Annotated in this window: 23 protein-coding genes and 1 pseudogene; 8 read left to right on the top strand and 16 right to left on the bottom strand. The window is 58.6% G+C overall.

Annotated elements, in window-relative coordinates; genetic code table 11:
* Positions 1-132 precede the first annotated feature (132 nt).
* Both G6L97_RS22530 and G6L97_RS22535 read right to left on the bottom strand, forming a co-directional pair.
* Positions 133-1,491 (bottom strand): sensor histidine kinase, encoded by a 1,359-nt coding sequence (locus tag G6L97_RS22530; RefSeq protein ID WP_035200425.1) that lies wholly within the window; start codon positions 1,489-1,491, stop codon positions 133-135.
* On the bottom strand, positions 1,488-2,150 hold the full coding sequence (locus G6L97_RS22535; RefSeq protein WP_013761058.1) for a response regulator transcription factor: 663 nt from the start codon (positions 2,148-2,150) through the stop codon (positions 1,488-1,490). The genes G6L97_RS22530 and G6L97_RS22535 overlap by 4 nt, the downstream gene beginning before the upstream one ends.
* Before the next feature lie 135 nt (positions 2,151-2,285).
* Between G6L97_RS22535 and G6L97_RS22540 the strand changes: the two genes are divergently transcribed.
* A complete protein-coding gene (locus tag G6L97_RS22540; RefSeq protein WP_173997836.1) occupies positions 2,286-2,834 on the top strand; it encodes a hypothetical protein in 549 nt (182 codons plus the stop codon).
* An 82-nt stretch (positions 2,835-2,916) separates the two neighbouring features.
* Here the strand turns inward: G6L97_RS22540 and G6L97_RS22545 are convergent, their stop codons facing one another.
* From G6L97_RS22545 to G6L97_RS22560, 4 genes are all read right to left on the bottom strand, one after another.
* The gene (locus tag G6L97_RS22545; protein WP_004431368.1) at positions 2,917-3,423 is read right to left on the bottom strand and encodes a DUF992 domain-containing protein; all 507 of its coding nucleotides are present in this window, start codon (positions 3,421-3,423) and stop codon (positions 2,917-2,919) included.
* Entirely contained in the window at positions 3,420-3,767 is a 348-nt protein-coding gene (locus G6L97_RS22550) for a BON domain-containing protein (RefSeq protein ID WP_019566731.1), read from the bottom strand. Before G6L97_RS22550 ends, G6L97_RS22545 begins: the two co-directional genes overlap by 4 nt.
* A gap of 7 nt (positions 3,768-3,774) precedes the next feature.
* Positions 3,775-3,954, bottom strand: a complete 180-nt coding sequence (locus G6L97_RS22555; RefSeq protein ID WP_004431371.1) for a CsbD family protein — start codon at positions 3,952-3,954, stop codon at positions 3,775-3,777.
* A 140-nt stretch (positions 3,955-4,094) separates the two neighbouring features.
* Positions 4,095-5,573, bottom strand: a complete 1,479-nt coding sequence (locus tag G6L97_RS22560; RefSeq protein ID WP_174003832.1) for a PAS domain S-box protein — start codon at positions 5,571-5,573, stop codon at positions 4,095-4,097.
* A gap of 176 nt (positions 5,574-5,749) precedes the next feature.
* Here G6L97_RS22560 and G6L97_RS22565 point away from each other — a divergent pair, with 176 nt between their 5' ends.
* From G6L97_RS22565 to G6L97_RS22580, 4 genes are all read left to right on the top strand, one after another.
* Positions 5,750-6,739, top strand: a complete 990-nt coding sequence (locus G6L97_RS22565) for a Bug family tripartite tricarboxylate transporter substrate binding protein (RefSeq protein WP_025594897.1) — start codon at positions 5,750-5,752, stop codon at positions 6,737-6,739.
* 447 nt (positions 6,740-7,186) lie between these two features.
* Complete coding sequence (locus G6L97_RS22570; protein ID WP_174003834.1) at positions 7,187-8,977, top strand: ABC transporter ATP-binding protein; 1,791 nt, start codon at positions 7,187-7,189, stop codon at positions 8,975-8,977.
* Positions 8,978-9,109: 132 nt separating this feature from the next.
* Positions 9,110-9,451: an ArsR/SmtB family transcription factor gene (locus tag G6L97_RS22575; protein WP_025594895.1), complete on the top strand. Its 342-nt coding sequence runs from the start codon at positions 9,110-9,112 to the stop codon at positions 9,449-9,451.
* Positions 9,448-10,371, top strand: a complete 924-nt coding sequence (locus G6L97_RS22580) for an SRPBCC family protein (protein WP_035200431.1) — start codon at positions 9,448-9,450, stop codon at positions 10,369-10,371. The genes G6L97_RS22575 and G6L97_RS22580 overlap by 4 nt, the downstream gene beginning before the upstream one ends.
* A 158-nt stretch (positions 10,372-10,529) precedes the next feature.
* On the opposite strand, the gene G6L97_RS22585 is transcribed toward G6L97_RS22580, so the two are convergent.
* The 3 genes and pseudogenes from G6L97_RS22585 to G6L97_RS28160 form a co-directional block, all read right to left on the bottom strand.
* On the bottom strand, positions 10,530-11,339 hold the full coding sequence (locus tag G6L97_RS22585; RefSeq protein ID WP_004431379.1) for a transglutaminase-like domain-containing protein: 810 nt from the start codon (positions 11,337-11,339) through the stop codon (positions 10,530-10,532).
* A gap of 117 nt (positions 11,340-11,456) precedes the next feature.
* A complete protein-coding gene (katE, locus tag G6L97_RS22590) occupies positions 11,457-13,601 on the bottom strand; it encodes a catalase (protein ID WP_065661927.1) in 2,145 nt (714 codons plus the stop codon).
* Positions 13,602-13,686: 85 nt separating this feature from the next.
* Positions 13,687-13,788 (bottom strand): annotated as a pseudogene (locus tag G6L97_RS28160) (DUF892 family protein); the annotation flags it as partial.
* 289 nt (positions 13,789-14,077) lie between these two features.
* On the opposite strand from G6L97_RS28160, the gene G6L97_RS22595 reads away from it, so the two are divergent.
* From G6L97_RS22595 to G6L97_RS22605, 3 genes are all read left to right on the top strand, one after another.
* On the top strand, positions 14,078-14,395 hold the full coding sequence (locus G6L97_RS22595; protein ID WP_111796632.1) for a PepSY domain-containing protein: 318 nt from the start codon (positions 14,078-14,080) through the stop codon (positions 14,393-14,395).
* A gap of 21 nt (positions 14,396-14,416) precedes the next feature.
* Positions 14,417-15,010, top strand: a complete 594-nt coding sequence (locus G6L97_RS22600; protein WP_019566741.1) for a general stress protein — start codon at positions 14,417-14,419, stop codon at positions 15,008-15,010.
* Between the two features lie 65 nt (positions 15,011-15,075).
* Positions 15,076-15,792, top strand: coding sequence for a DUF72 domain-containing protein (locus G6L97_RS22605; RefSeq protein ID WP_111801997.1), 717 nt, complete (start codon positions 15,076-15,078; stop codon positions 15,790-15,792).
* Between the two features lie 45 nt (positions 15,793-15,837).
* Here G6L97_RS22605 and G6L97_RS22610 read toward each other — a convergent pair whose 3' ends face one another.
* The 7 genes from G6L97_RS22610 to G6L97_RS22640 all read right to left on the bottom strand — a co-directional run bounded on the left by G6L97_RS22610 (position 15,838) and on the right by G6L97_RS22640 (position 21,487).
* Complete coding sequence (locus tag G6L97_RS22610; protein WP_004431391.1) at positions 15,838-16,551, bottom strand: anti-sigma factor; 714 nt, start codon at positions 16,549-16,551, stop codon at positions 15,838-15,840.
* Positions 16,548-17,090, bottom strand: coding sequence for a sigma-70 family RNA polymerase sigma factor (locus G6L97_RS22615; protein WP_004431393.1), 543 nt, complete (start codon positions 17,088-17,090; stop codon positions 16,548-16,550). The genes G6L97_RS22610 and G6L97_RS22615 overlap by 4 nt, the downstream gene beginning before the upstream one ends.
* A 131-nt stretch (positions 17,091-17,221) precedes the next feature.
* On the bottom strand, positions 17,222-17,653 hold the full coding sequence (locus G6L97_RS22620; RefSeq protein ID WP_025594888.1) for a DUF2177 family protein: 432 nt from the start codon (positions 17,651-17,653) through the stop codon (positions 17,222-17,224).
* Between the two features lie 20 nt (positions 17,654-17,673).
* Positions 17,674-18,051 carry a DUF2147 domain-containing protein gene (locus tag G6L97_RS22625; protein WP_019566744.1) on the bottom strand — a complete coding sequence of 126 codons (378 nt, stop codon included), beginning with the start codon at positions 18,049-18,051 and terminating at the stop codon, positions 17,674-17,676.
* Between the two features lie 28 nt (positions 18,052-18,079).
* On the bottom strand, positions 18,080-19,312 hold the full coding sequence (locus tag G6L97_RS22630) for an SAM-dependent methyltransferase (protein ID WP_004431399.1): 1,233 nt from the start codon (positions 19,310-19,312) through the stop codon (positions 18,080-18,082).
* Positions 19,299-20,117 carry a DUF1365 domain-containing protein gene (locus G6L97_RS22635; RefSeq protein ID WP_035200437.1) on the bottom strand — a complete coding sequence of 273 codons (819 nt, stop codon included), beginning with the start codon at positions 20,115-20,117 and terminating at the stop codon, positions 19,299-19,301. The genes G6L97_RS22630 and G6L97_RS22635 overlap by 14 nt, the downstream gene beginning before the upstream one ends.
* A complete protein-coding gene (locus tag G6L97_RS22640) occupies positions 20,114-21,487 on the bottom strand; it encodes an NAD(P)/FAD-dependent oxidoreductase (protein ID WP_174003836.1) in 1,374 nt (457 codons plus the stop codon). The genes G6L97_RS22635 and G6L97_RS22640 overlap by 4 nt, the downstream gene beginning before the upstream one ends.
* Between the last annotated feature and the right edge of the window lie 62 nt (positions 21,488-21,549).

The raw sequence follows: 21,549 nt of genomic DNA on the forward strand, positions 1-21,549 counted from the left end.
CCGTTTTCAGAGCCGGCTGAAACCGCGATGGGCGGTCAGATTTTCAACCTCTGCGCATAAATCTCCCTGCTTCGAAACCTGTATCTACCGCTGCTGCGCAGCAGGGTCAACAAAGGGAAAGGCGGGCTTTCCTCAAGATCCTGCCGGCAGGGCCAGCGAACAGGTAAGCCCGCCATTTTCGCCGCGCTCCAGCCTGATGCTGCCGCCATGAAGCTCCACAAGTTCCTTGACGATGGTAAGACCGAAGCCGTCACCCGGAACGGTCTCGTCCATGCGTCTGCCCGGCTGGAAAGCCTCCGAAATACGGTTGTCCTCGATGCCAGGTCCATTGTCCGAGATCACGATCCAGACGTCGCGTCCGGTCTTTTTCGCGGAAATACGAACCGCGCTTTTTGCCCATTTGAATGCGTTGTCGATGATATTGCCAACGATCTCGTCCAGATCCTCAGGGGTGACCTGAAATAGCAACTCGGGGTCCACATCGACTGTAGCGACAATCCCCCGGTCGGCATGAATACGCGACATGATATCAACGATATCGTCTATCCTCGGTTTGAGGGCGGTCACCGTGGCCGTGCCGCCTGCCGCGGTCTTGCGGGCTCTAGCCAGATGGTGGCGGATGCGCTGGTCGATCCTGTCCACCAGCGCACGCATTTCGCGGTCCGGGTCGTTGGTTTCGTTGAGCGCAAGGTAGAGGCTTGTCACGGGAGTTTTCAGACCATGGGCGAGATTTGCAAAGTGCAGACGTGTTTCCGCAAGCCTCTCGCTATTCTGCTCCACGAGACGGTTGATTTCGCCCGAGGCGGGACGCAGTTCCTCGACATCCGCCTCCGGCAACCTGTCGAGTGTGCCTGCCGAAATCGAGGAAATATCGGCGGTGAGTTGCCGCAGTGGTCGCAGACCATATCTGACCTGCAGGAAAATACCGCCGACGAGGCTCGCGCCCAAGAGGGTCATGGCAGGTATCAACCACAGAAGCGCGCTTCGGGCGGGTGCAACCAGCGCGAATTGCGGCGCAGTGGCAGTGATTTCGACGAGGCGCTGTCCAACCATGGTTTGAATGGATCTGAGATAGAGCTTCTCGCCGTGAAAATCGGCATTCGCGCCGGGACGAGGGCCGTGGCCCATCATTTTGCGCCATTCGAACGGGGAGGGCGGGTTGGTTATGGTTTGCCCCGCGAGCGACCGAGAGACGATAGCTACACCCTCGCCGGTGATCTGCCAGTACCAGCCGGAGCCGCGCCTGTCGAATGGCGGGCCGTCCAGCGCGGCGTTGAGTGTCACGCCGCCGCTTGCGCTGCCGGAGAGCGCGCTCCGCAATCCCTCTATCTGCGTGTCGAGCCGTTGGTCGATCTGTTCACGCACCACGGCGGCAACGATGAGATAGAGTATGATGGAGGCGACGATCACGGTCGCGGTGACGAAAACCACGGAAAAAACCGTGAGGCGGCGCGAGATCGACGAACCCGGAATGGCCGAAAACTCCCTCATGGCTCTGCCTTCAGCATGTAACCGCGCCCGCGAACGGTCTCTATATGCCCGGCACCGATCTTGCGTCGCAGGCGGGCAATGATCACTTCGATGGAATTGGAATCCACTTCCGCATCGCCCTCATAGACCCGTTCGATAAGTTCGCGGCGGTCGACCACCACTTCCTTGCGCAGGATGAGGCAGGAGAGGACCCGCCACTCCAGCGCGGTCAGCTTCAGCGGCAAGCCGTCCTGTTCGAAGGTTCCGAGCTGCGCATCGAAGATGAGCGAACCGCAGGTGATGGCGGAGGCGGCGTGGCCGGTGGCGCGGCGAACGAGTGCACGCAGCCGCAGCACCAGTTCTTCTACCTTGAACGGCTTGGTGAGAAAATCGTCTGCTCCCGCTTTGAAACTCGCCACCTTGTCCGGCCATCCGTCACGCGCGGTCAAAACGAGCACGGGAAGGTTCCGCTGCGCCGCCCGCCATGATTTCAGAACCGATACGCCATCGATTTTCGGTAATCCCAGATCGAGAACGGCCACGTCGTAAAGTTCGGTAAGTCCGGCATGTTCGGCATCCTCGCCATTCTGCGCGATGTCGACGACAAAATTTTCCGCCCGCAGGCTGGTTGCGATGCGCCGGGAAAGATCGGTATCGTCTTCAACGAGAAGTATGCGCATGGTCCTGCCGTTTCGGTTTCGTGGGCGGTGTTTTAACTAGGCCCGGAAGGCTTAACTCAACCTGAACCACAAGGTTCAGGCTGCTGGTGGTGCCAGGCAGGTAAAAAGGCCCTGTCAATCAAACAGGAGACCACCATGTCCCACTCTGAAGAGAATAACGAAATCGCAGCACCGAAGGCCACTTCTGACACTCCCGTGCCGCCGCACCGGAAACATCGCCGTAAAACCGGAGCTTTCGCCTTTGCGGCCGTTGCCATGCTGGCCGTTGGGGCAGCTGCCGGAGCCGGTGCGGTGAAGCTGACACGCCCGACACCCGAGATGGCGCCGATGACGCCCGTTGCCATTTCCACCGTCAAGGAAGGGAATCTCGTGACCCTGAAGGGCAAGGTCGCCGAGATTTTCGGCAACAAGTTCATTGTTCAGGATGATAGCGGCCGCGCACTCATCGATACCGGCCCCGAGGGCGACAATGGGAAGGTCGTGACTGTCGATGAAGCGGTCAGCGTTCAGGGCCGTTTCGACAGGGGTGTCCTGCGGGCAAGCTATGTCGTCCGTCAGGATGGCACTATCGAGGCACTTGGACCGGCAGGCCGTCCGCCGCATCATGGTCCTAAAGAGGATATGATGCGCGGGCCAAAAGGCGACGGCCCGATGGGTGAGATCATGCCTCACCCCAAACCCTGATATTGGGGCCTGATCTGCGCCAGACGGCGCGGGCTCGAAGACGATAACCGTCCCGAGCCCGCGCCGCCTGTTTTTTTAAGGTTTAGCCCGCACGCTTCAACTGCAGACGCGAGACACCCGCAGCGATGTTAACGCCGGTGCCGACTTCGGCGCTGAGCGGCTGAAGCGCGAAGTTCTTGGCATTGCCGCCGATCAGTGCATTGGCGCCCAAGCCCACGCCGACCGATGCGGCAGCGGAGGCACCAACATAGTTGCCGCTCAACGCACCGTCACCCACGCGGCTGGCTGCGGTGTTCAGCACGATCCAGCTCATATAGGTCTTGCCGGTTACGCCGATGTCGAGACCGAGCTTGCCGATCGTGCCGGTATAACGCTCGGTCTTGCCGGAGCGCTGGCGAAACTCGCAGGCCACGCTCTTGCTGGAGCCGACCACAAGGCCGACGCCGCCGGCAATTTCGCACGACAGGGTGCCGACGCGTTCCTTCTGCGCGGTTTCCATGGGGCGCTTTGCATTGTGCTTCGTTTCGGCTGAAGCAATCGGGGCAAGGGCCAGGGTTGCAATCGCGGTTGCGAGAACGAATGTCTTCATTGTTTTTCACTCCTGTTGTTATTCGCTAGATGGATGCGCCGGGACGGCGTCTCCAGATAGGTGCAAGGCCGCTGCCGTATCGCCAGATCGGCGATGATGGGCCGCGACGCGAAACATTCTGCGATGATGACCGCATGTTCGAAGGCAGAGAGTGTTTCCACCTCTCCGGAGAGCACGATACGGCCCTCCACGGAGGTGACGGAAATCGAGCTTTTTTCCTGCCCGTCCGCATAGGCGATCACGGCTTGCAACGCGGCGCACAGGCTGATCTCCTGGGGATCGCAGCTTGACACCTGGTTTGCATCGCACGAGAGCATCATCGTGAAACCTCCTGCCTTGAACATAGGTGGTTCACTTGAGAACTTTGTTGACGGCGTCCTTTGCCTGTCCGAGCTTCTCCTGCGCCTGGCCAGCCAGTTTCTCGGCCTTGCCTTCTGCCTGAAGCTTGTCGTTGCCGGTGATCTTGCCAGCTGCTTCCTTGATTGTGCCCTTGGCTTGACGGGCGATACCTTCGATACGGTTATTGTCCATGACGAACTCCTTCCATCGTTAGAGGGTGCCGCTGTTGGTAACGGCATGATGGTAAGGTAGTTCGGGAAAATCACAGTTTGCAGAGCAATAGCTACTAGTTGAACTGGTACAAACTGACCTATTTTCGCGTTCGGCTGCGGTTATTTTTCCCTATGGCCGGTAAAACCGCGCTCACGTGCCCAGATCACGGCGGCGGTACGGCGGTTGACGCCGATCTTGCCGTAGAGTGAGGCGATATGGTTGCGGATCGTATGCTTGGACAGGTTCAGCCTGTCGCTCATTTCCTTGTCGCTGCATCCATCGCAGATCAGTGACAGGATTTGCTCCTCGCGCTCGGTGAGATCCTTGAGGGAGGCTGAAGACGTTGTGCCGCGGGAGTTTTGACGCAGCCCCGCCAGCCGCTCGACAACCGTCCGGCTGAACCAGGATGTATCGGTCATGACGCTTTCGATCGCTTCAATCAGTTCGTTCTCGGTTCTACGCCGCTCAGTCACGTCCTGTATCGCCCAGATGACACAGAGCTGATCGTTGATCTCGGCGCGTTCGGCGGAAACGATGCATTCGGCCAAACCGCCACCGGAAAGATTCATGCGCATGTTCTCATCGCGGATGGGGATGTTTTCCTTCAGCCGCTTTTCGAGATCGCGGCGCGCGCCCGCGTCCTCCCACAGCCGCAATTCGCTGGCCGTCTTGCCCACGACTTCGGCCTCGTTGCGTCCGCACAGCACCAGAAACGCGTCATTGACTTCCATCAGCACGAAGTCGTCCAGCCTCGAAATCGCTGCCGGGACAGGCGACAGGCGAAAGGACTTGAAGAAGCGCTCCTCGCTCTGTCGCAGAGCGTTCTGGGCTTTGCGGCGGCCGTCCAGATCGGCGAAGGTGAACAGCATGCACGGTTCTTCGGCAACGGCGATCGTTTCGCCGGCCACGATGACCAGCCTGTCGCCGCCGGGGATGGGAATGAGCGCCTCGCGCTGACGGATGAGCCGGCCATCCTCCAGCTTTTTCAGGGCGTCCTCGCCTGTGTCGCACTCGGAAAACAGTCCGAGTTCCTCGACACTGATGCCGATGATCTCTTCACGGCTGAACCCGGTCATCTCAAGAAAACCCTGATTGACGCGGATGAAACGCTTGTCCTCCAGCCGGCATATCAGCCCCGGCGCCGGATTTGCATTGAAGGCGCTCTCGAAGCGCGCCTCCGCCTCAAAACGCGGCGTTTCGTCCCGGATGATCAGGACCAGAACATCCGGTTTTGCGCCAGCATCTTCAAGAACGAGCCCGCGCACCGTGTGGACCCAGCATTCCGCTTCATCGCCGCTTGGCGATATCTCTACCGTCACATCTTCGAAGGTCTCGCCCGCCAGAAGCCGTTCAAGCGGATATTGCCCCTCGTCGAGCAGGTGGTTGTTGCGGTATCGAAGCGTGAAATTTCGCCGATAGGCAGCGGCATCCTCCCCAAGCTCAGGCATCGCTTCTATACGGTGCATCTGAAGGGCGGCCTTGTTGGCCCAGGCAATCGTTCCGTCGTTTTCGAGCAGGATCAACCCGTCGCTGAGGCCCGCTACGAGGTTTTGCAACACGAGCCGGTTGATCTTGGGAATGTTTACGCTGTCGTCCATGTTGCCCCCGGTATTTCAATGCTTTGTGCCCGATATAACGCGCGGTTCCGCCAAGCGTTGCAGGGCAGGCGTGTCGCGTGGCCTTCGCGCATGGTTTGCGATGCCGGTTGCTTGCTCTCAAGTCCATTTGAGCTACTATGCGCTGATGGCGGGGAGGCCATTCTACAGGAGGGTTCATGAATTACCGGTCTTTGAAACGGCGGATGGTGTTGAAACTTGCGGCTACGGCTGCTTCTTTTTGCATGATGGGACTGACGGCGAGCGCGCAGGGTTTTCCTGATCGAACGATTACGCTGGTCGTTCCCTTTGCGGCAGGTGGCTCAACCGATGTGGTTGCGCGCGTCATCGCACAGAAAATGGGTGATGAGCTTGGTCACCAGATCGTCGTTGAAAATGTTGCCGGTGCAGGCGGTAATCTCGGTGCCGACCGTGTCGCACGCGCAGAGCCTGACGGTTACACGATCCTGATGGGCACCGTTGCTACCCATGCCTTGAACCCGCTCATTCTCAAGACAAAGCCTTACGATCCGCAAAAGGATTTTGCCCCGGTCTCGCTTCTGGTCGTGGTTCCCAATGTGCTTGTTGTCAATCCGAAGCTGAACGTCAACAGCGTCGCGGAATTGATCGCGCTTCTGAAGGCCGAACCCGACAAATATGCCTATGCCTCGTCCGGCAATGGCACGCCGCTGCATCTTTCAGGGGAATTGTTCAAGAGCATGACCGGTGTGAGCATGCAGCACGTTCCCTATAAAGGTGCCGGCCCCGCGCTCAACGATCTTCTTGGCAACCAGATTTCGATCATGTTCGACAATCTGCCGTCGTCGTCCGGCCACATCAAATCCGGCACATTGCGGGCGCTTGGCGTAACGACCGCCGAGCGGGCGTCATCATTCCCGGATCTGCCGACCATTGCCGAAACCGTACCCGGTTATGAAACCTACACGTGGAACGCGCTGTTTGCGCCTGCCGGCACGCCGGCCGATGTGGTGGACACACTGAATGCGGCGGCCAAGAAAGCGCTTGCCGATCCGGGTGTGGCGGCCCGCATGGCCGAATTCAGCGCCAAGATCGTCGGCTCTTCGCCCGATGAGCTGAAAAGCCACGTTGCAGCCGAAATCGCCAAATGGGAACCGGTCGTCAAGAACGCAAACGTCCAGATGGATTGACCAGATATGTTCTCGCCGCGCACCGGAGCCTGGGTGCGGCGGGAAGCGCCACCACGCAAAAACCGTGGCCGAAGCTTTCATTGGCATCGGCCACGTTCGTTGCCGTCACACCAGCTGATGTGTCGTTTTCGCATCACTTGCCATAAGGTTGCAATTACCCGGTTGGCAACGGCGAACAGCTCAGGTACAAATTTCTCACCGCGTCAGATCGAACATAGGGAGGCGTTGCATGACATCATCATTCATCAAGTTCCTCCCGCGTGGAATGAACCGACACTAGGTCATTTCCATTCGTGGCCCGCCCCGAGCGCGCCCCACATGCGGTTTTGTTTTCCTTCATAGCCCGATTGATCTGACGGGATCATTTTTGTTTTCCGCCCGGGCTGTGCCATCCAACTTCCGTTTTTGAGGACCGGTTGCCGAACGCATGGCGCCGTGCTGGTTAAAATGTCTCGCAAGAAGCTCGATTTCCGCGCCGATGCCTATCACCATGTGCTCGGCTTTGTTTTCCACCATTGGACCCACCGGTGGGCATTGGTGGGCCTTATTGTGGTGCTGGTGATTGCCAGCACGCTGGCCGAAGTCATGGTGCCGGTTTTCTCCGGCCAGATCGTCGATGCCATTGCCGGGGGCAACGGGGCTGACCGGGCGCTGCGCGCCTTTGTCGTCGTCGTGGCGCTGGGCTTGACCAGCGTAGTCCTGCGCTGGTTCGTGTTTACCGGCATCATCAGGCTGACGCTGAAAACCATGGCGGATGTGGCGAATAACGGTTTCTACCGGGTGCAGCGGTTCTCAACCGACTGGCACGCCAACAGCTTTGCCGGTTCCACGGTTCGCAAGATCACGCGTGGCATGTGGGCGCTTGATTCACTCAATGACGTGCTTCTTATCGCCCTGTTGCCCTCCATCGTCATGCTGGTGGGCGCAACCGTCGTGCTGGGTAGTTACTGGCCGATCATGGGCTTGATCGTGGGCACGGGGTCGCTGATCTATGTCGGCGTCACCGTGTTGCTCTCCATGGGCTTCGTATCGCCGGCGGCAAGACTTGCAAACGCCTGGGATACCAAGCTTGGTGGCGCGCTGGCAGATGCCGTCAGCTGCAATTCGGTGGTCAAGGCTTTTGGCGCCGAGACCCGCGAAGAGGCGCGGTTGCGCCATGTGCTGGCCAAATGGGACAACCGTACGCGAAGGACATGGAAACGCGGCACGCTGAACGGCACGATCCAGGGCTTCATGATGGTGTCCATGCAGGCCGGTATTCTGGGAACAGGCCTTGTCATGTGGCAGCAGGGACTGGCGACGCCGGGCGACATCACCTTCGTGCTGGCGATGTTCTTCGTCCTGCAGGGCTATCTGCGTGATGTCGGTCAACACATCCGTAACCTGCAACGTGCCGTCAACGACATGGAAGAGTTGGTGTTGCTCGACAAGATGCCTTTGGGTGTCGAAGACAGGCCGGATGCCAGGCCGATCAGGATAGAGAAGGGCGAAATCGTTTTTGACAACGTCACTTTTCAATATGGCGCGCATCCCAGCCCGCTCTATGAGGACTTTTCAGTCACCATCAGGTCGGGTGAGCGTGTGGGGCTGGTCGGGCATTCGGGGTCGGGAAAGACGACATTCGTCAAGCTTATCCAGCGGCTTTACGATGTGAATTCCGGCTCGATCCGCATTGACGGCCAGGACATCGCCAAGGCCAGGCAGGCAAACCTGCGCAGCCAGATCGCCATCGTGCAGCAGGAACCCATCCTGTTCCACCGCACGCTGGCGGAAAACATCGCCTATGGCCGGCCGAGCGCCTCGCGGCGTCAGATCGAGCAGGCGGCGAGGCAGGCAAGCGCCCATGACTTCATCATGTCCCTTCCCAAGGGCTATGAGACGATGGTGGGTGAGCGCGGCGTTAAATTGTCTGGCGGGGAGCGGCAGCGTGTCGCCATTGCCCGTGCCTTCCTCGCGGATGCACCGGTGCTGATTCTGGACGAGGCGACATCGAGCCTCGACAGCGAAAGCGAAGTGCAGATCCAGGAGGCCATGGAACGCCTGATGGATGGCCGCACCACGCTGGTCATTGCGCACCGGCTTTCCACCGTGCGGGCGCTTGACCGTCTGCTTGTGTTCGACAAGGGCAAGATTGTCGAAGAGGGCGACCACCAGGCGCTGATCCGTCTGAACGACGGCATCTATCGCCGGCTGTTCGAGCGGCAGGCGCTGGAACTGACCAAGGGTCTGGTGGCTTAAAAAATGAAACGCCGGGGCAATGCTCCGGCGTTTTTCTTTTGCGCGGCGGCCAACAAATGCTCGCGGTCAAACACTTAGCTAATCGACGAAGTTTTCCTTGCGTTAGAGCCGTACTGCATGATAGTTAGCAATATGACTAAGCATTCGCCCGAACTATCGCTGATCTTTCAGGCTCTGGCCGATCCGACGCGCCGGTCTATTCTAACGAAGCTCGCGCAAGGGCCTGCCCGCGTCATGGAATTGTCCGCTCCCACGGGGCTGCGTCTGCCGACCGTGATGCGGCATCTGTCGGTACTGGAGGAGGCGGGACTTATCCGCACCTCCAAGGATGGGCGGGTGCGCACCTGCGCTATCGTGCCCGAGGCTCTGGAGCCGGTGCGGACATGGCTTGATGAACAGCGAGCCATTTGGGAGAGCCGGCTCGACCGGTTGGAGGCATTTGCAATGCAGGCTGCGAAGGAGCGCACGGAATGATGTCGAAACTCAATCAGGACGGCACCCGTGCTGAACCCCATCTTGGCGATGGCCGCTTTGCAACACTGAGCTTCGAAAGGGTGATCGCTGTTCCATTGTCGGTCCTCTGGCAAGTGTGGACGTCGCCTGCCGCGCGGGCTGTCTGGGCAGCGCCCACGCCCGCCGTGACCGTAGAGTTTCTGGAAGCCGATACCAGAGTCGGCGGACGCGAAGTTTCGCTCTGCAAGGTCGATGGGCAGCCTGATATTCGCTGCGAATGCGGGTGGCTGGAATTGCAGCCAGCCTTGCGCAGCGTCAATTACGAGGTGGTGTCGTCCGGTGACGTGACGCAGTCTGCGGCGCTGGTGACCGCTGATTTTTCGGCGACGGAGCAGGGCAGTCGCGTTGTCGTAACCGTGCAGCTTTCCTCCTTGGCTGCGGATATGCAGGCGGGTTACCGGCAGGGCTTCGGTGCTGGTCTTAACAATCTGACCGAGGTGGCCAAACGGACAATGGTGCTGGAGCGAACGATAAGGGCGCCGCGCAACGTCGTCTGGAAGGCCTGGATGAATTCCGAGACGCTGCCGCAATGGTGGGGACCGGAAGGGTTTTCGTGTCGCACGAAGAGGATCGATCTGCGAACCGGCGGCGAGTGGGTGTTCGACATGATCGGACCTGACGGCACTGTCTTCCCGAACCATCATCGATATATCGAGGTCAGGCCTGAAGAGAGGATCGGCTACACGCTGCTCTGGGGCGAAAATGGGCCGAAACATGCCGACGCCTGGGCTTCGTTCGAGGATCAGGACGGCGCGACGAAGGTCGTGCTCGGCATGGTGTTCAGCACGGAAGCCGAGTTCCAGGACGCGAAGGGTTTTGGGGCTATCGAACTGGGTCAGCAGACGCTCGGCAAACTGGAACGCTTTGTTTTCGCATCGTAATCGCACCGGGACTGAACTTCAACAGGGGCCGCTTCCAGCCGATGAATTCATCGCCTTTCACCGTCAGAACAAGTCGACGTACGGCTCCGCTCCCGAGGTCATTCAGGTCGCGTCGGTCTAGGTTGAGCGAGACCTGAGCGTCTTGACGCTACCCGTCGCTATCCGGCCAGTTCTTCCGTAATGACTTCGAACCGCTTCAGGATAGCCGGCCCGAAGGCGGTGGACAGGGCGACGTCCGTCGCATCTCGTCCTGTCGCCATCAAGATGCGTCCGATGCGGGGCCTGTTGTGACGGGCATCGACCGTATACCAGCGGCCGCTGAGATAGACCTCGAACCAGGCGCTGAAATCCATCGGATTGGGGTCCTTCGGCACGCCGATATCACCGAGATAGCCAGTGCAATAGCGAGCGGGGATATTCATGCAACGGCAGAGTGTGATCGCAAGATGTGCGAAATCGCGGCAAACCCCGGTCCGGTCGATGAAGCCGCCATATGCCGTCCTGAGCGGATCGGCTTTCTCGTAGTTGAAGACAATATGGGAATGCACAAAATCGAGGATCGCCTGCACACGGGGCCAGCCGAGCGGTGTTGCCGAGAAGTTTTTCCAAGCGAAGTCTGCCAGGCGGTCGGTATCGCAGTAACGGCTGCCTAGCAGGAACACTAGAACATCGTCTGGTAAATCCTTGATATCGTGCTGGAAAGCGTTTTCAGGAACGGGATCTGGCAGGCCGCCGTCATATATGTCAAACCGCGTCGAGATCGTCGTCACGCCTGGCGGTGCGGTTATGCGGCTGCAGGCATTCCCGAAGATATCCATATAACCCCAGGCCTCGATCGGCCTGTCGAAGGTCAGCACCTGTTCGGTGAGCAGATCTGCGCGCCGGCTGGGGTGGAGATTGAGAACAAGCAGCATCGCCGTCTCATTCTCGCATTCATAAGCAATATCGAACCCGGCGCGAATCTTCATTCAGTACATCCTTTATGAGCCATCTTGATGTTGTTCACGCTGAAACGCTTTCACGCCCTCGGGCGGGCGATCGTGCGTCATCAAGGCGCGGCATTGTAGCCGCGCCCGCCTGTGATTTCACTTTACCGGCGGTGACGCCTTGCCGAGTTTTACGGAAGGTTCCCGTCCCCAGACACGCAGCTTGCCAAGGTTCGACACGAAGCCAGCGAGGCCTTCCTCACCTGGGAGGATAATCGTGCCCTCGTCAAGATCGCCTGCGATACCGGCCTTTTCCAGCAATGGCAGCGCGGACTGGTCGTAACCGATGAACTTGCAGTGCTGGAAAGCATCGGCCACGAAGTCACGCGCCGTCGCCTCGTTGACCAGATCGTCTATCCCCTCGGCAGAAGTCAACAGTGCAACTGCATCGAAGAGAACCGATGGCCCGCCGTCGATCATGTGATGGGCCGCAATCCAGCTCCCGTCTGAGGCGGTGACGCCACCGACCTTCGGGGCTATCAATTCGCAGACAGCTTTTTCCTTGGTAATCGCCGACATCAGGCCGTTCAGCAATTTGGCGTCGACACCATCGGTGACGAGTATACCAAGCTTGCGGCCTTCGAAGCGTTTCGGACCACGCTCGACGATGCTGAGCGCCGGCGAGGGTTCCAGATCCTGACGTGTCGGCATGGCCGCGTCCGCCGGCTTCGGCATGGACTTGAAACCCAGCTTCTGCGCGACGGTGTTTGCCAGCGTCTCGTCGATGTTCATGAGATGCGACACCATGCGTTCGCGGATCACGGCTGTTTCCACCTTGCTCAGTTCAAATGTCAGGGCTGCCGCGATATGACGCTGTTCTGGCGGGGTCTGGCTGATGTAGAATTGCCGTGCCTGGCTGTAGTGGTCGGCAAAGCTCTCGGGGCGCAGCCGCGCCTTGATCCCCTGTTCTTCTGCCGGAAAATGACGATACCCCCGGCTCGGCGACTCTCTCGGGCCTTCACCGAACGAGTTCGGCTGGTAATTCACCCTGCCAACAGGATTGCGCATGGCCATGTGGCCATCCTGCTGGAAATGCGCGAAGGGACACTTCGGTGCATTGATCGGCAGATGGGTGAAGTTTGGCCCACCAAGGCGTTTCAGCTGGGTGTCGAGATAGGAAAAGTTGCGGCCCTGCAACAGCGGATCATTGCTGAAGTCGATACCCGGTGGCACGTTCTGCGTCATGAACGCAACTTGCTCGGTCTCGGCAAAGAAGTTGTCGGGCATACGGTCGAGTACCAGTCGTCCGACCGGCTGCGGCTTCAGGATTTCCTCGGGGATGATCTTTGTCGGATCGAGCACGTCGAAATCGAAGCTGTCGGCAAACTCCTGATCGAAGAGCTGCACCTGCAATTCCCATTCCGGGAAATTGCCGGACTGGATCGCCTGCCACAGATCGCGGCGATGGAAATCGGGATCGGCGCCATTGATCTTGACCGCCTCGTTCCAGGCGACCGATTGAAGACCGAGCTTCGGCTTCCAGTGGAACTTGACGAAGGTCGATTCATCCTTGGCATTGACCAGACGGAAGGTATGAACGCCGAAACCCTCCATAAAGCGGAAAGACCGCGGTATCGTACGATCCGACATGGCCCACATGACCATGTGCATGCTTTCCGGCGTCAGGCTGATGAAGTCCCAGAAATTGTCATGGGCCGTCTGCGCCTGCGGAAAAGCCCGGTCAGGTTCCTGCTTGGCGGCGTGGATCAGGTCGGGAAACTTGATGGCGTCCTGAATAAAGAAGACAGGAATATTATTGCCGACGAGATCCCAGTTGCCTTCCTGTGTATAGAGCTTCACTGCGAAACCGCGCACGTCGCGCGCAAGGTCAGCTGAGCCCTTGTTGCCCGCAACCGTCGAGAAACGGACGAAGGCTGGTGTCTTTTCCCCGGCGCGCTGCAGGAAATCCGCCTTTGTGTATGCGGAGAAGGACTCGTAAGTTTCGAAGAAGCCATGCGCGCCGTAACCGCGAGCATGCACGACGCGCTCGGGAATGCGCTCATGGTCGAAATGGAAGATCTTTTCGCGGAAATGGAAATCATCAACGACGAGCGGACCACGCGGCCCGACCCTTAGAGAATTCTGGTCGTCCGCGACCGGCCCCCCTTGAGCGGTCGTCAGCACCGGCGCGTCGTTTTCGGCTGTCTGATGCAGCTCGCCGCCAGCACCGCGCTCCAGCTTCTGGTCATGGATCGTCACGGTTTCGGTCTTGTCGCTTGGTGATGTGGAGGTGGTCTTGGCCATGGTGTGGCTCCTGAATTGGAAGGGGCCTATCCGACCCGGAAATGAAAAAGCCGCCCTAAAAGGCGGCCTAAGCTTGGAAGGGTCCCCGCACGGTCCTCGGCAGAGCCTTCAGCACTTGTTGTTCGGCGAGACAGATGTCCTTGAGCGTATCGAGGAACAGGTCATGCAATGTAGTTTCCGCAGGCATGTGGGAATCCGATCAACTTTGAATGATGTAACTGGACAACCCCTGAGTGGAGACGATGTTCCTGCTCCCGGAAAAGAATTCACACTCCGGTCTGCGGTGGCATCGCAGCGATGCCAGTAACCGGTTGAATAGGCGGACGTTCCTCATCCGGCAGAGATAGTTCTGTGGCGTTTCGACGATGATGGAACTGCAAGGTCTGCAAATTCTATTTTCAGATTGGCGGAACCATGAGGCCCGACATGTTGTTTCCCTGTCGAGCCTGCACTGAAGGCTACAACGAGGAAAAATCATGAAAAAGCTTCTTTTAGCCGCCGCGCTTCTCGGCGCGTCGACCCTTGGCGCCTTCGCTCAGACGTCCACCGCTCCAGCCACCGATGGCAGCAAGCCTGCCGTCGCTACGCCAGACACCAAGAATGCGACTGCGCCTGTGGAAGGCGCAAACAGCTTTACCGAGGAACAGGCGAATAAACGCCTTATGGACGCCGGATATGCCGAAGTGACCGGTCTTACGCTCAACGACAAGGGCGTGTGGCAGGCCAAGGCCTCGAAGGACGGCAAGTCTGTAAACGTGGCGCTCGACTATCAGGGCAATATTGTCGCTAACTAGTTCAATCTTTGGGAGAATCCTATGAAGACCGTTACCGGACTTTTCGACGACTACTCCGATGCCAGCGCCGCCGTTACTGCACTGGAACAACGCGGCGTCCCGTCTAAAGATATCAGCATTGTTTCCAACAATGCAGACGAACGCCATGGCAATGATTCAAAAGCTGCTGAAGGCGCAGGCACGGGTGCCGGCATCGGCGCTGCTGTCGGTGGTGTTGGCGGCCTGTTGACAGGCCTTGGCATCATGGCAATTCCCGGCGTCGGACCGGTGGTTGCGGCAGGCTGGCTTGCCGCGACGGCGGCAGGCGCTGTTGCCGGTGCCGTCGCAGGCGGCGCCGCCGGCGGCCTTATCGGCGCGCTGACGGACGCCGGCGTTTCCGAAGACCATGCCCATGTTTACGCAGAAGGCGTTCGCCGGGGTGGCACGCTCGTGACCGCGAAGGTCGAGGACAGCCTTTACACGGACGCCGAAGAAGTCCTGCGCCAGTCCAACTGGGTTGATCCGGACAAGCGGCGCGCGGCCTATGCCGAAGACGGTTGGTCACGGTTTGACGACACGCTCGATCCTTATGAGCCCACTGAAATCGAACAGGAACGTCTGCGTTACAGACGCTAAGCGTTAGAAACAGGGAAGGTCGGCATGTGCCGGCCTTCTCTTTGATAGCCTCGGGGCAGGTGAAAGTGCCGGTCATTGCAACAGCTGGATGGTCGATCCCCAAGACTGTGGCGCACCGTTTTCCCGAAACGGGAAGTGGGCTTAGCCGATATGCTGCCGTATTCAACGGCGTCGAGATCAACTCCACCTTTTATCGCCACCACCGGCCAACGACGTTCGAGCGTTGGGCAAATTCGGTGCCCGATGACTTCCGCTTCGCCGTGAAGCTGCCGCGCGAGATCACGCATGAGCGCCGGTTGCGGGAAATCGGACAAGTCTTCAAGGCATTTGTTGGGGAACTTGCGGCGCTGGATGGCAAGCTTGGACCCTTATTGTGCCAGTTGCCACCCAATCTCACATTTGATGTCTCCGACGCGGAGGCCGCGTTAGACGCTATGCGTCAGACCTTTTCCGGCATGCTCGTACTCGAACCGCGTCACACAAGTTGGGCTACGCATTCAGCGCAAGAGGTTCTGCAACGCTATGCCATTGATCGTGTGCTGGCCGATCCTGCACCGGTCTGGCCGGCCAGTGATTTCTCCGAGCCGCCCAAATATGTCCGGCTCCACGGCGCTCCCCGGATTTATTATTCCGACTACAGCGCCGCCGAAATCCTCTCGTTTAGAAAACGCCTTTCCGCCGAATCCTGGTGCGTTTTCGACAATACCGCCTCCGGTGCCGCAATAAAGAACGCGCTTGCAATGCTCGATGATTGCGCAACCACTAAACGGTGCGCAGACTGAAATCATGTTTCAGCAGTTGGCAAAAGCGCATGAAGGCGTGACGCCTTAAAGCTGCCTTCTTGCGGTACCGATTGCGATAACAGGGCCGGTTGCCTGACCAGTTGGTGATCCACCGAAGGGTTCCACGCTGATCGCGAAGGTCGTGCCTTCCGAAATGTTGTTACGCATATCCGCCGGGATAATGAGATCGCCATTCGTTCCGGGCTGGAAGACACCGAGCGAGCGGGTCTTGCCGCCATCCATCACAAGCCACAGTTCCAGTGATTTCTCATCGGCCTTGCCGGTCGCAACCGGTATAATGTGCATCCTGCCGGTCTCTGCATCATAGGATGCAAGCAGGTTGACCTGACTGTCCGTTGTCGAAAGTTCGGCTACCAGCGGAGCTGTGCCCTGCCATTTTTCGGGAAATGCGGCGTAAACGATCGCTGCCACGGCAGCCGCGCTCGTGGCGACAGATATCCATCGCCAGAAGGATGCGGAACTCCACAGGCTGCCATTGGCGTTGCTGGTCTTGCTGCCGAACAGGCGTTCTTCAATGCGGGCGAGAATGGCCGCACTCGGCGCCTGTTCTTCGTAATCCACGTTGAAGTCTGAAAATTCGCTTTCCCAACGGTGGACCAGCTGCGCGAAGACCCTGTCGTCCTGCATGCGCCGCTCGACCTCACGACGCTTTTCAAACGGCAGCACGCCGAGCACATATTCGCCAGCGAGGATTTCGTCGCGCGAATGCATGCCCTCGCTGTTTTCGCTCGTTGTCATCGCTGCATGCACTCTCTGAGTTTGAGAAGGCTTCGCCGCAGCCAGGTTCTGACCGTGTTGAGTGGCACCCGCAATTCTTTGGCGAGTTCGATATAGCTCAGCCCTTCGATATAGGCACGACGCACCGCCTGCGCATGAACCGTTTCAAGTTCCTGCATGCAATTGTCGATCCTGCGACCCTCATCGGCCAGAACGACCTGCTGCTCCGGATTGCGGATGCTGTCATCGGCAAGGTCATAGGCTTCGTCAATGTCGTCGCCCACGGGTTTGCGCGCCCTGATCGTATCGATCGCATGGTTGCGGGCGATTGCGGCGAGCCACGTCGACGGTGTGCCGGCGCTTGCTGCAAATGTGAGGGCTCTTTGCCAGATCTTGATATAGACTTCCTGAAGCGCTTCTTCGGCTTCGGTCCTGTCACGCAGGATTTTCAGGCAGATGGCATAAAGCTTCGGGCTGGTGGCTTGATAGAGGGAAACGAATGCCGAGCGATCGCCCATGCCGACGCGGTTTATGAGCGTTGCTATCTCTGTACCCTGCATTCGAACATCCCTTCTTGCGCCTCCTATATAGGGTTGTCCTTTGTGGGAAGGCAAGGCATGCGCGAAATGAAGTTCACGTCTTCCCGGCCAAAAATTGGCCGGGTGGAAGCAGCCGGCAGGGATGGTCGCTGTCATAACACACCTGCCGGATTTTGCAGTGGACCGACCAGCCGTACGGTGACGAGGTAACCGATGATGGCAGCGGCTGCGGAGACGAAGGTGCCCCACAGAAGATCTGCGATGGTCAATGTCGTGGACCAGCTTTTCAACGTTGCCTGATTGGTAAGATCATATGTGGCATAGGCCATGAAGCCGACGGCTGCACCATAAACCAACGCGGTCGTCCACTGGCCTGATATGAGGGCCGGACGAACCGCAAGAAAGGTCAGTCCTGCCGCGTAGATGAGATAAAAGATGATCGCCGGGGCCAGCCGGAAGTTCTCAGCCAGAAGATCGCCGATCGCCGGGCGATAAAGCCGCGACGCCATGGTGCTTAGCCAGATGAAGTCGATCACCAGAAAGGCGATGAGGGTGAAGAAGTAGGCTGAGATATAGGTCTTCATCGGTATGTCCTTTCCAGAGTCTAGTTGATGCGGGCCCAGGTAATGCCCTTGCACAGGAGACCAGCGACGATGCAGCCCTTGGTGGTCATGCTGTTGCCATCAACCGTCACGGTTATCTTGTAGGATTTGTCGCGTTGCGGATCGAAGGCAGTGCCCGAATAGACGCCTGTTTCATCTGGCTTTATGGTCATGATCAGCCGGTCACCGGTCTTTTCCTCGGGCGTGCCCGGTTTGATCCAGGTATTGGTGGCGCATATATTGTCGCCGCAGGGCGCGATCAGCACTTTCGCGTTGCCGTCGCCGCGCGCCCAGTTTCCGTCGATGTCGGCTGCTCCGGCACCAGAGGCCGCAAGCATCGGACCCAGGACGGATGCGATTATCAAGGGATTGATTTTCATCGTCTTTCTCCGCAGTTGTTGCCCCGCCTTATTTGTGCTCGATCGTGTAGAAGCCAACATTGATGGTTCCCTCGGTAAAGCCGGCTTCGCAGTAGCAGAGGTAATAATCCCAGAGCCGTCTGAAGCGGTCATCGAAACCCAGCAGCGAGATTGTCTGCCAGCGCGCATGGAAACGCTGCCGCCATTCCGCCAGCGTGCGGGCATAGGATTGGCCGAAAAGCTCGGTATCGGTGAGGCTCAGACCCGCCCTGCCGATTGCTCTTTCAAGGGCTTCGTCAGATGGCAGAAAGCCGCCCGGAAAGATGTATTTCTGGATGAAGTCCGCGTTTCGCCGGTAATTATCGAACCGGGCAGGTTCAATGGAGATGATTTGCAGCACCGCGCGCCCGCCGGGTTTCAGGCAGCGTTTCAGTGTTTCGAAATAGCTCGGCCAATAGGCCTCACCGACCGCTTCGAACATCTCGACGGAAACGATGCGGTCGAACTTGCCTTCGACATCGCGGTAGTCCTCGAGCCTGAGATCGATATGCTCAGCCTTGTCGGTTTTCTCCGCTGCCGCCTTTGCCCAATTCAACTGTGAGGGCGAAAGGGTGAGGCCGGTAACGTTGGCATCCGCCTGGGTCGCGAGGTGGATTGCAAGCGCGCCCCAGCCGCAGCCAATCTCCAATACGCTCTCACCGCCGCTCAATTGCAGCTTGTCGACGATGCGGTTGAGTTTTTTGAGTTGGGCCGCTTCAAGCGTCGGCGTCGTATCGTCGAAAATCGCCGACGAATAGAGCATCGAGGAATCGAGCCATTGCCGGTAGAATTCGTTGCCGAGATCGTAATGGGCCTCGATGTTGCGGCGGCTGCCGCGCTTTGTATTGGCGTTCAGCCGGTGGCCAAGACGATTGATGAGGCGCATGGGCAAGCTACCGCGCGTCGATCCCCCGAAAGCGTCGTTGTTCTGTGCCGCAAAACGGATCAGGGCCGTCAGATCCGGTGTGGACCAGTCGTCTTCGATGTAACCCTCGGCAAAACCGATGTCGCCATTGAGGATAAGCCGCCGTAGCGCGCGCCAGCGATGGAGAACAAGCGTCGCCTCGGTGCCCTCATGTTCCCCGGATTTCTCAATCACGCCGCCACCTGGCAGCATGACGCGCAGTCTGCCTTTGGAGACGTTATTCAAGAGCTTGGCCATGAGCCAGCCTTCGGGACCGGTGCGTTGCCGCATCTGCGTGTTTTCCAGCGATAGTTCGTTGAGATTGTCAAACGGGGTCATGAAGTTTGGCCTCGATTTGCGATGGTGATGGGTGAATGAAGGAGACAGGGGCAGACGGTGGACGCGGTCGTTTTCTCAACCGCACACCCTTGAGCCATATTTTAAGTGCTTCCCAATGGATACCTGCAACAACCTTGAGGGTAAGAAAGGGAATGGTGACAAAAGCCTTCAGCAGCGCGGCATCGGTCAGCTCGACACGCCGCGCCAGATGCCTTGCAGTCAGGACTGGCCCCTCGTCGTCAAATGTATCGATAACGATCTTCAGCTTGTCGCCGGGTGGAATGACACGGAATACATAACGGAGATCCATGTCCATGAAGGGCGAGACATAGAAGGCCTTGTCGCAGCGCTGGACGATCTCGGCCGCACCTTCTGTCTCCACCGGGATAAGGTAGGAGTGCCGCTCGCCGAACGTGTTGTCGACTTCCCAGAGAATGGCTTTGAGAGACCCGTTCCGGCCGTGGCAGAAAAACACGCTGAGTGGATTGAAGGCCCAGCCAAGGATGCGCGGCATGGTGAGCAGACGGATCGGACCACCATCGACGGTCATGCCTGCGGCCGTCATGGCGTTCTCGATCTGGTTGCGCAATTCCATCTTGCTCCCGTCGCCGCGGTCCCGGCGGTGGAAGGAAAACAGGTTGAAACGATCGACGGAGAACAGCCGCAGCTTACGGTCAAGCGCATCAAGTTCATCAAGGTCGAGAAGCAGCGAGTAAATGCGATAGGCGAGCCGGTGCGCTTTCGGCTTGAAGCGCGCATGCATGACATGTCCCGGAAAAAGGGCGGAGGAAAAATGAGACGTCATGGGATCGCCTCAACGAGTTTGATCGTTCTTTTCCGCGAAGCCAAATTCAGACGGACGATCCGGCCGCTATCATCGGCAACCTTCCAGGGCCTCGACAGGCCGCCCAGATCCTCGGCGACGGCAAGCCCTGCCTGAATGCCGTCTTCATGAAAACCCGACCCAAAATAGGCGCCGCAGAACCAGGTGTTTCTCAAACCCTGCAAGGCCCAAAGTTCCTGCCTCATCTGCTCGGTGCCGGCATCAAAAACAGGATGGTGGTAGGTTTCCTCGGTGATGATTTTTCCCTTTTCCGGTTCGCGCGTCGGGTTCAGCGTTACAAAGGTGTCAGGGATTGCACCCAGAGGCTGAAGCTTGTTCATCCAGTAGGTGATGCTCGGCTGCCCCGTTTCAATGCGTGTATCGGCCACATAGTTCCAGCTTGACCAGGCGGTGCGCCTGCGGGGCATGAAACTGCTGTCCGTGTGCAGTACCGCCCTGTTTTTCGTATAGCCAAACGCGCCGAGAATGCGCCGTTCGGCTTGCGTCGCGTCCGTCAGCATCTCCAGCGCCTGATCTGCGTGTGTGGCAATCACCACATCGTCGAACCGTTCGAATTCGCCGTTAGTGTTGGCGATCTCGACCCCGTCCGCCAGGCGGTGGATGCGTGTCACGGGTGTCGAGAGCCGAATGCGATCGGCGAATGGCGCATTGAGTCGTTTCACATATTCCTGGCTGCCGCCGACAACGGTGCGCCAGACGGGCCGGTTGCGCAGCAACAGCAGGCCGTGATTGCTGCAGAACTTCACGAAATGTGCTGCCGGGTAACGGCCTACTTCCATGGCCGGGGTAGACCATATGGCTGCTGCCATCGGGTAAAGATGATCGTTGCGAAAGGCGTCGCCATAGTTGTTTTGAGAAAGATACTCATCGAGCGACATATCGCCCATCATCGGCAGATCGCGCGGGGCATTGCGATAAAAGCGCAAGAGGTCGGCAAGCATTGCCCAGAAGCGCGGCCTCACGGCATTTCTCTTCTGCGCCAAAAGGCCAAAGCCAGAGCCGCCGGAATATTCGAAACCGCCATCATCCAGCGAAACCGCAAAGGACATGTCGGAGGCTGCGGTCGTCACTCCCAGCGTTTTGAAAAGTGCCGTCAGATTGGGATACGTCACCTCATTATAGACGATGAACCCCGTATCGACAGACACCGCCCCCTGTTCAGTTTTGAACGTCGCAGTGTTGCTGTGGCCGCCGACGCGGTCCGCAGCCTCGAAAACCGTGACATCATGCCGTTTCGACAAAAGCCAGGCCGCAGACAGACCGGAAATGCCTGTTCCGATCACGGCGATGTTTCGCCGGCTGGCTTTTCTTTTGGCTTCGGTATCGAACATGGTTCCTCGCTATTGCATTCACAATTCAGTTTTACGGCCTGCGACAGATACGAAGGAGCGGA

The sequence above is a fragment of the Agrobacterium tumefaciens genome (genome assembly GCF_013318015.2).
Taxonomy (GTDB): Bacteria; Pseudomonadota; Alphaproteobacteria; order Rhizobiales; family Rhizobiaceae; genus Agrobacterium; species Agrobacterium tumefaciens.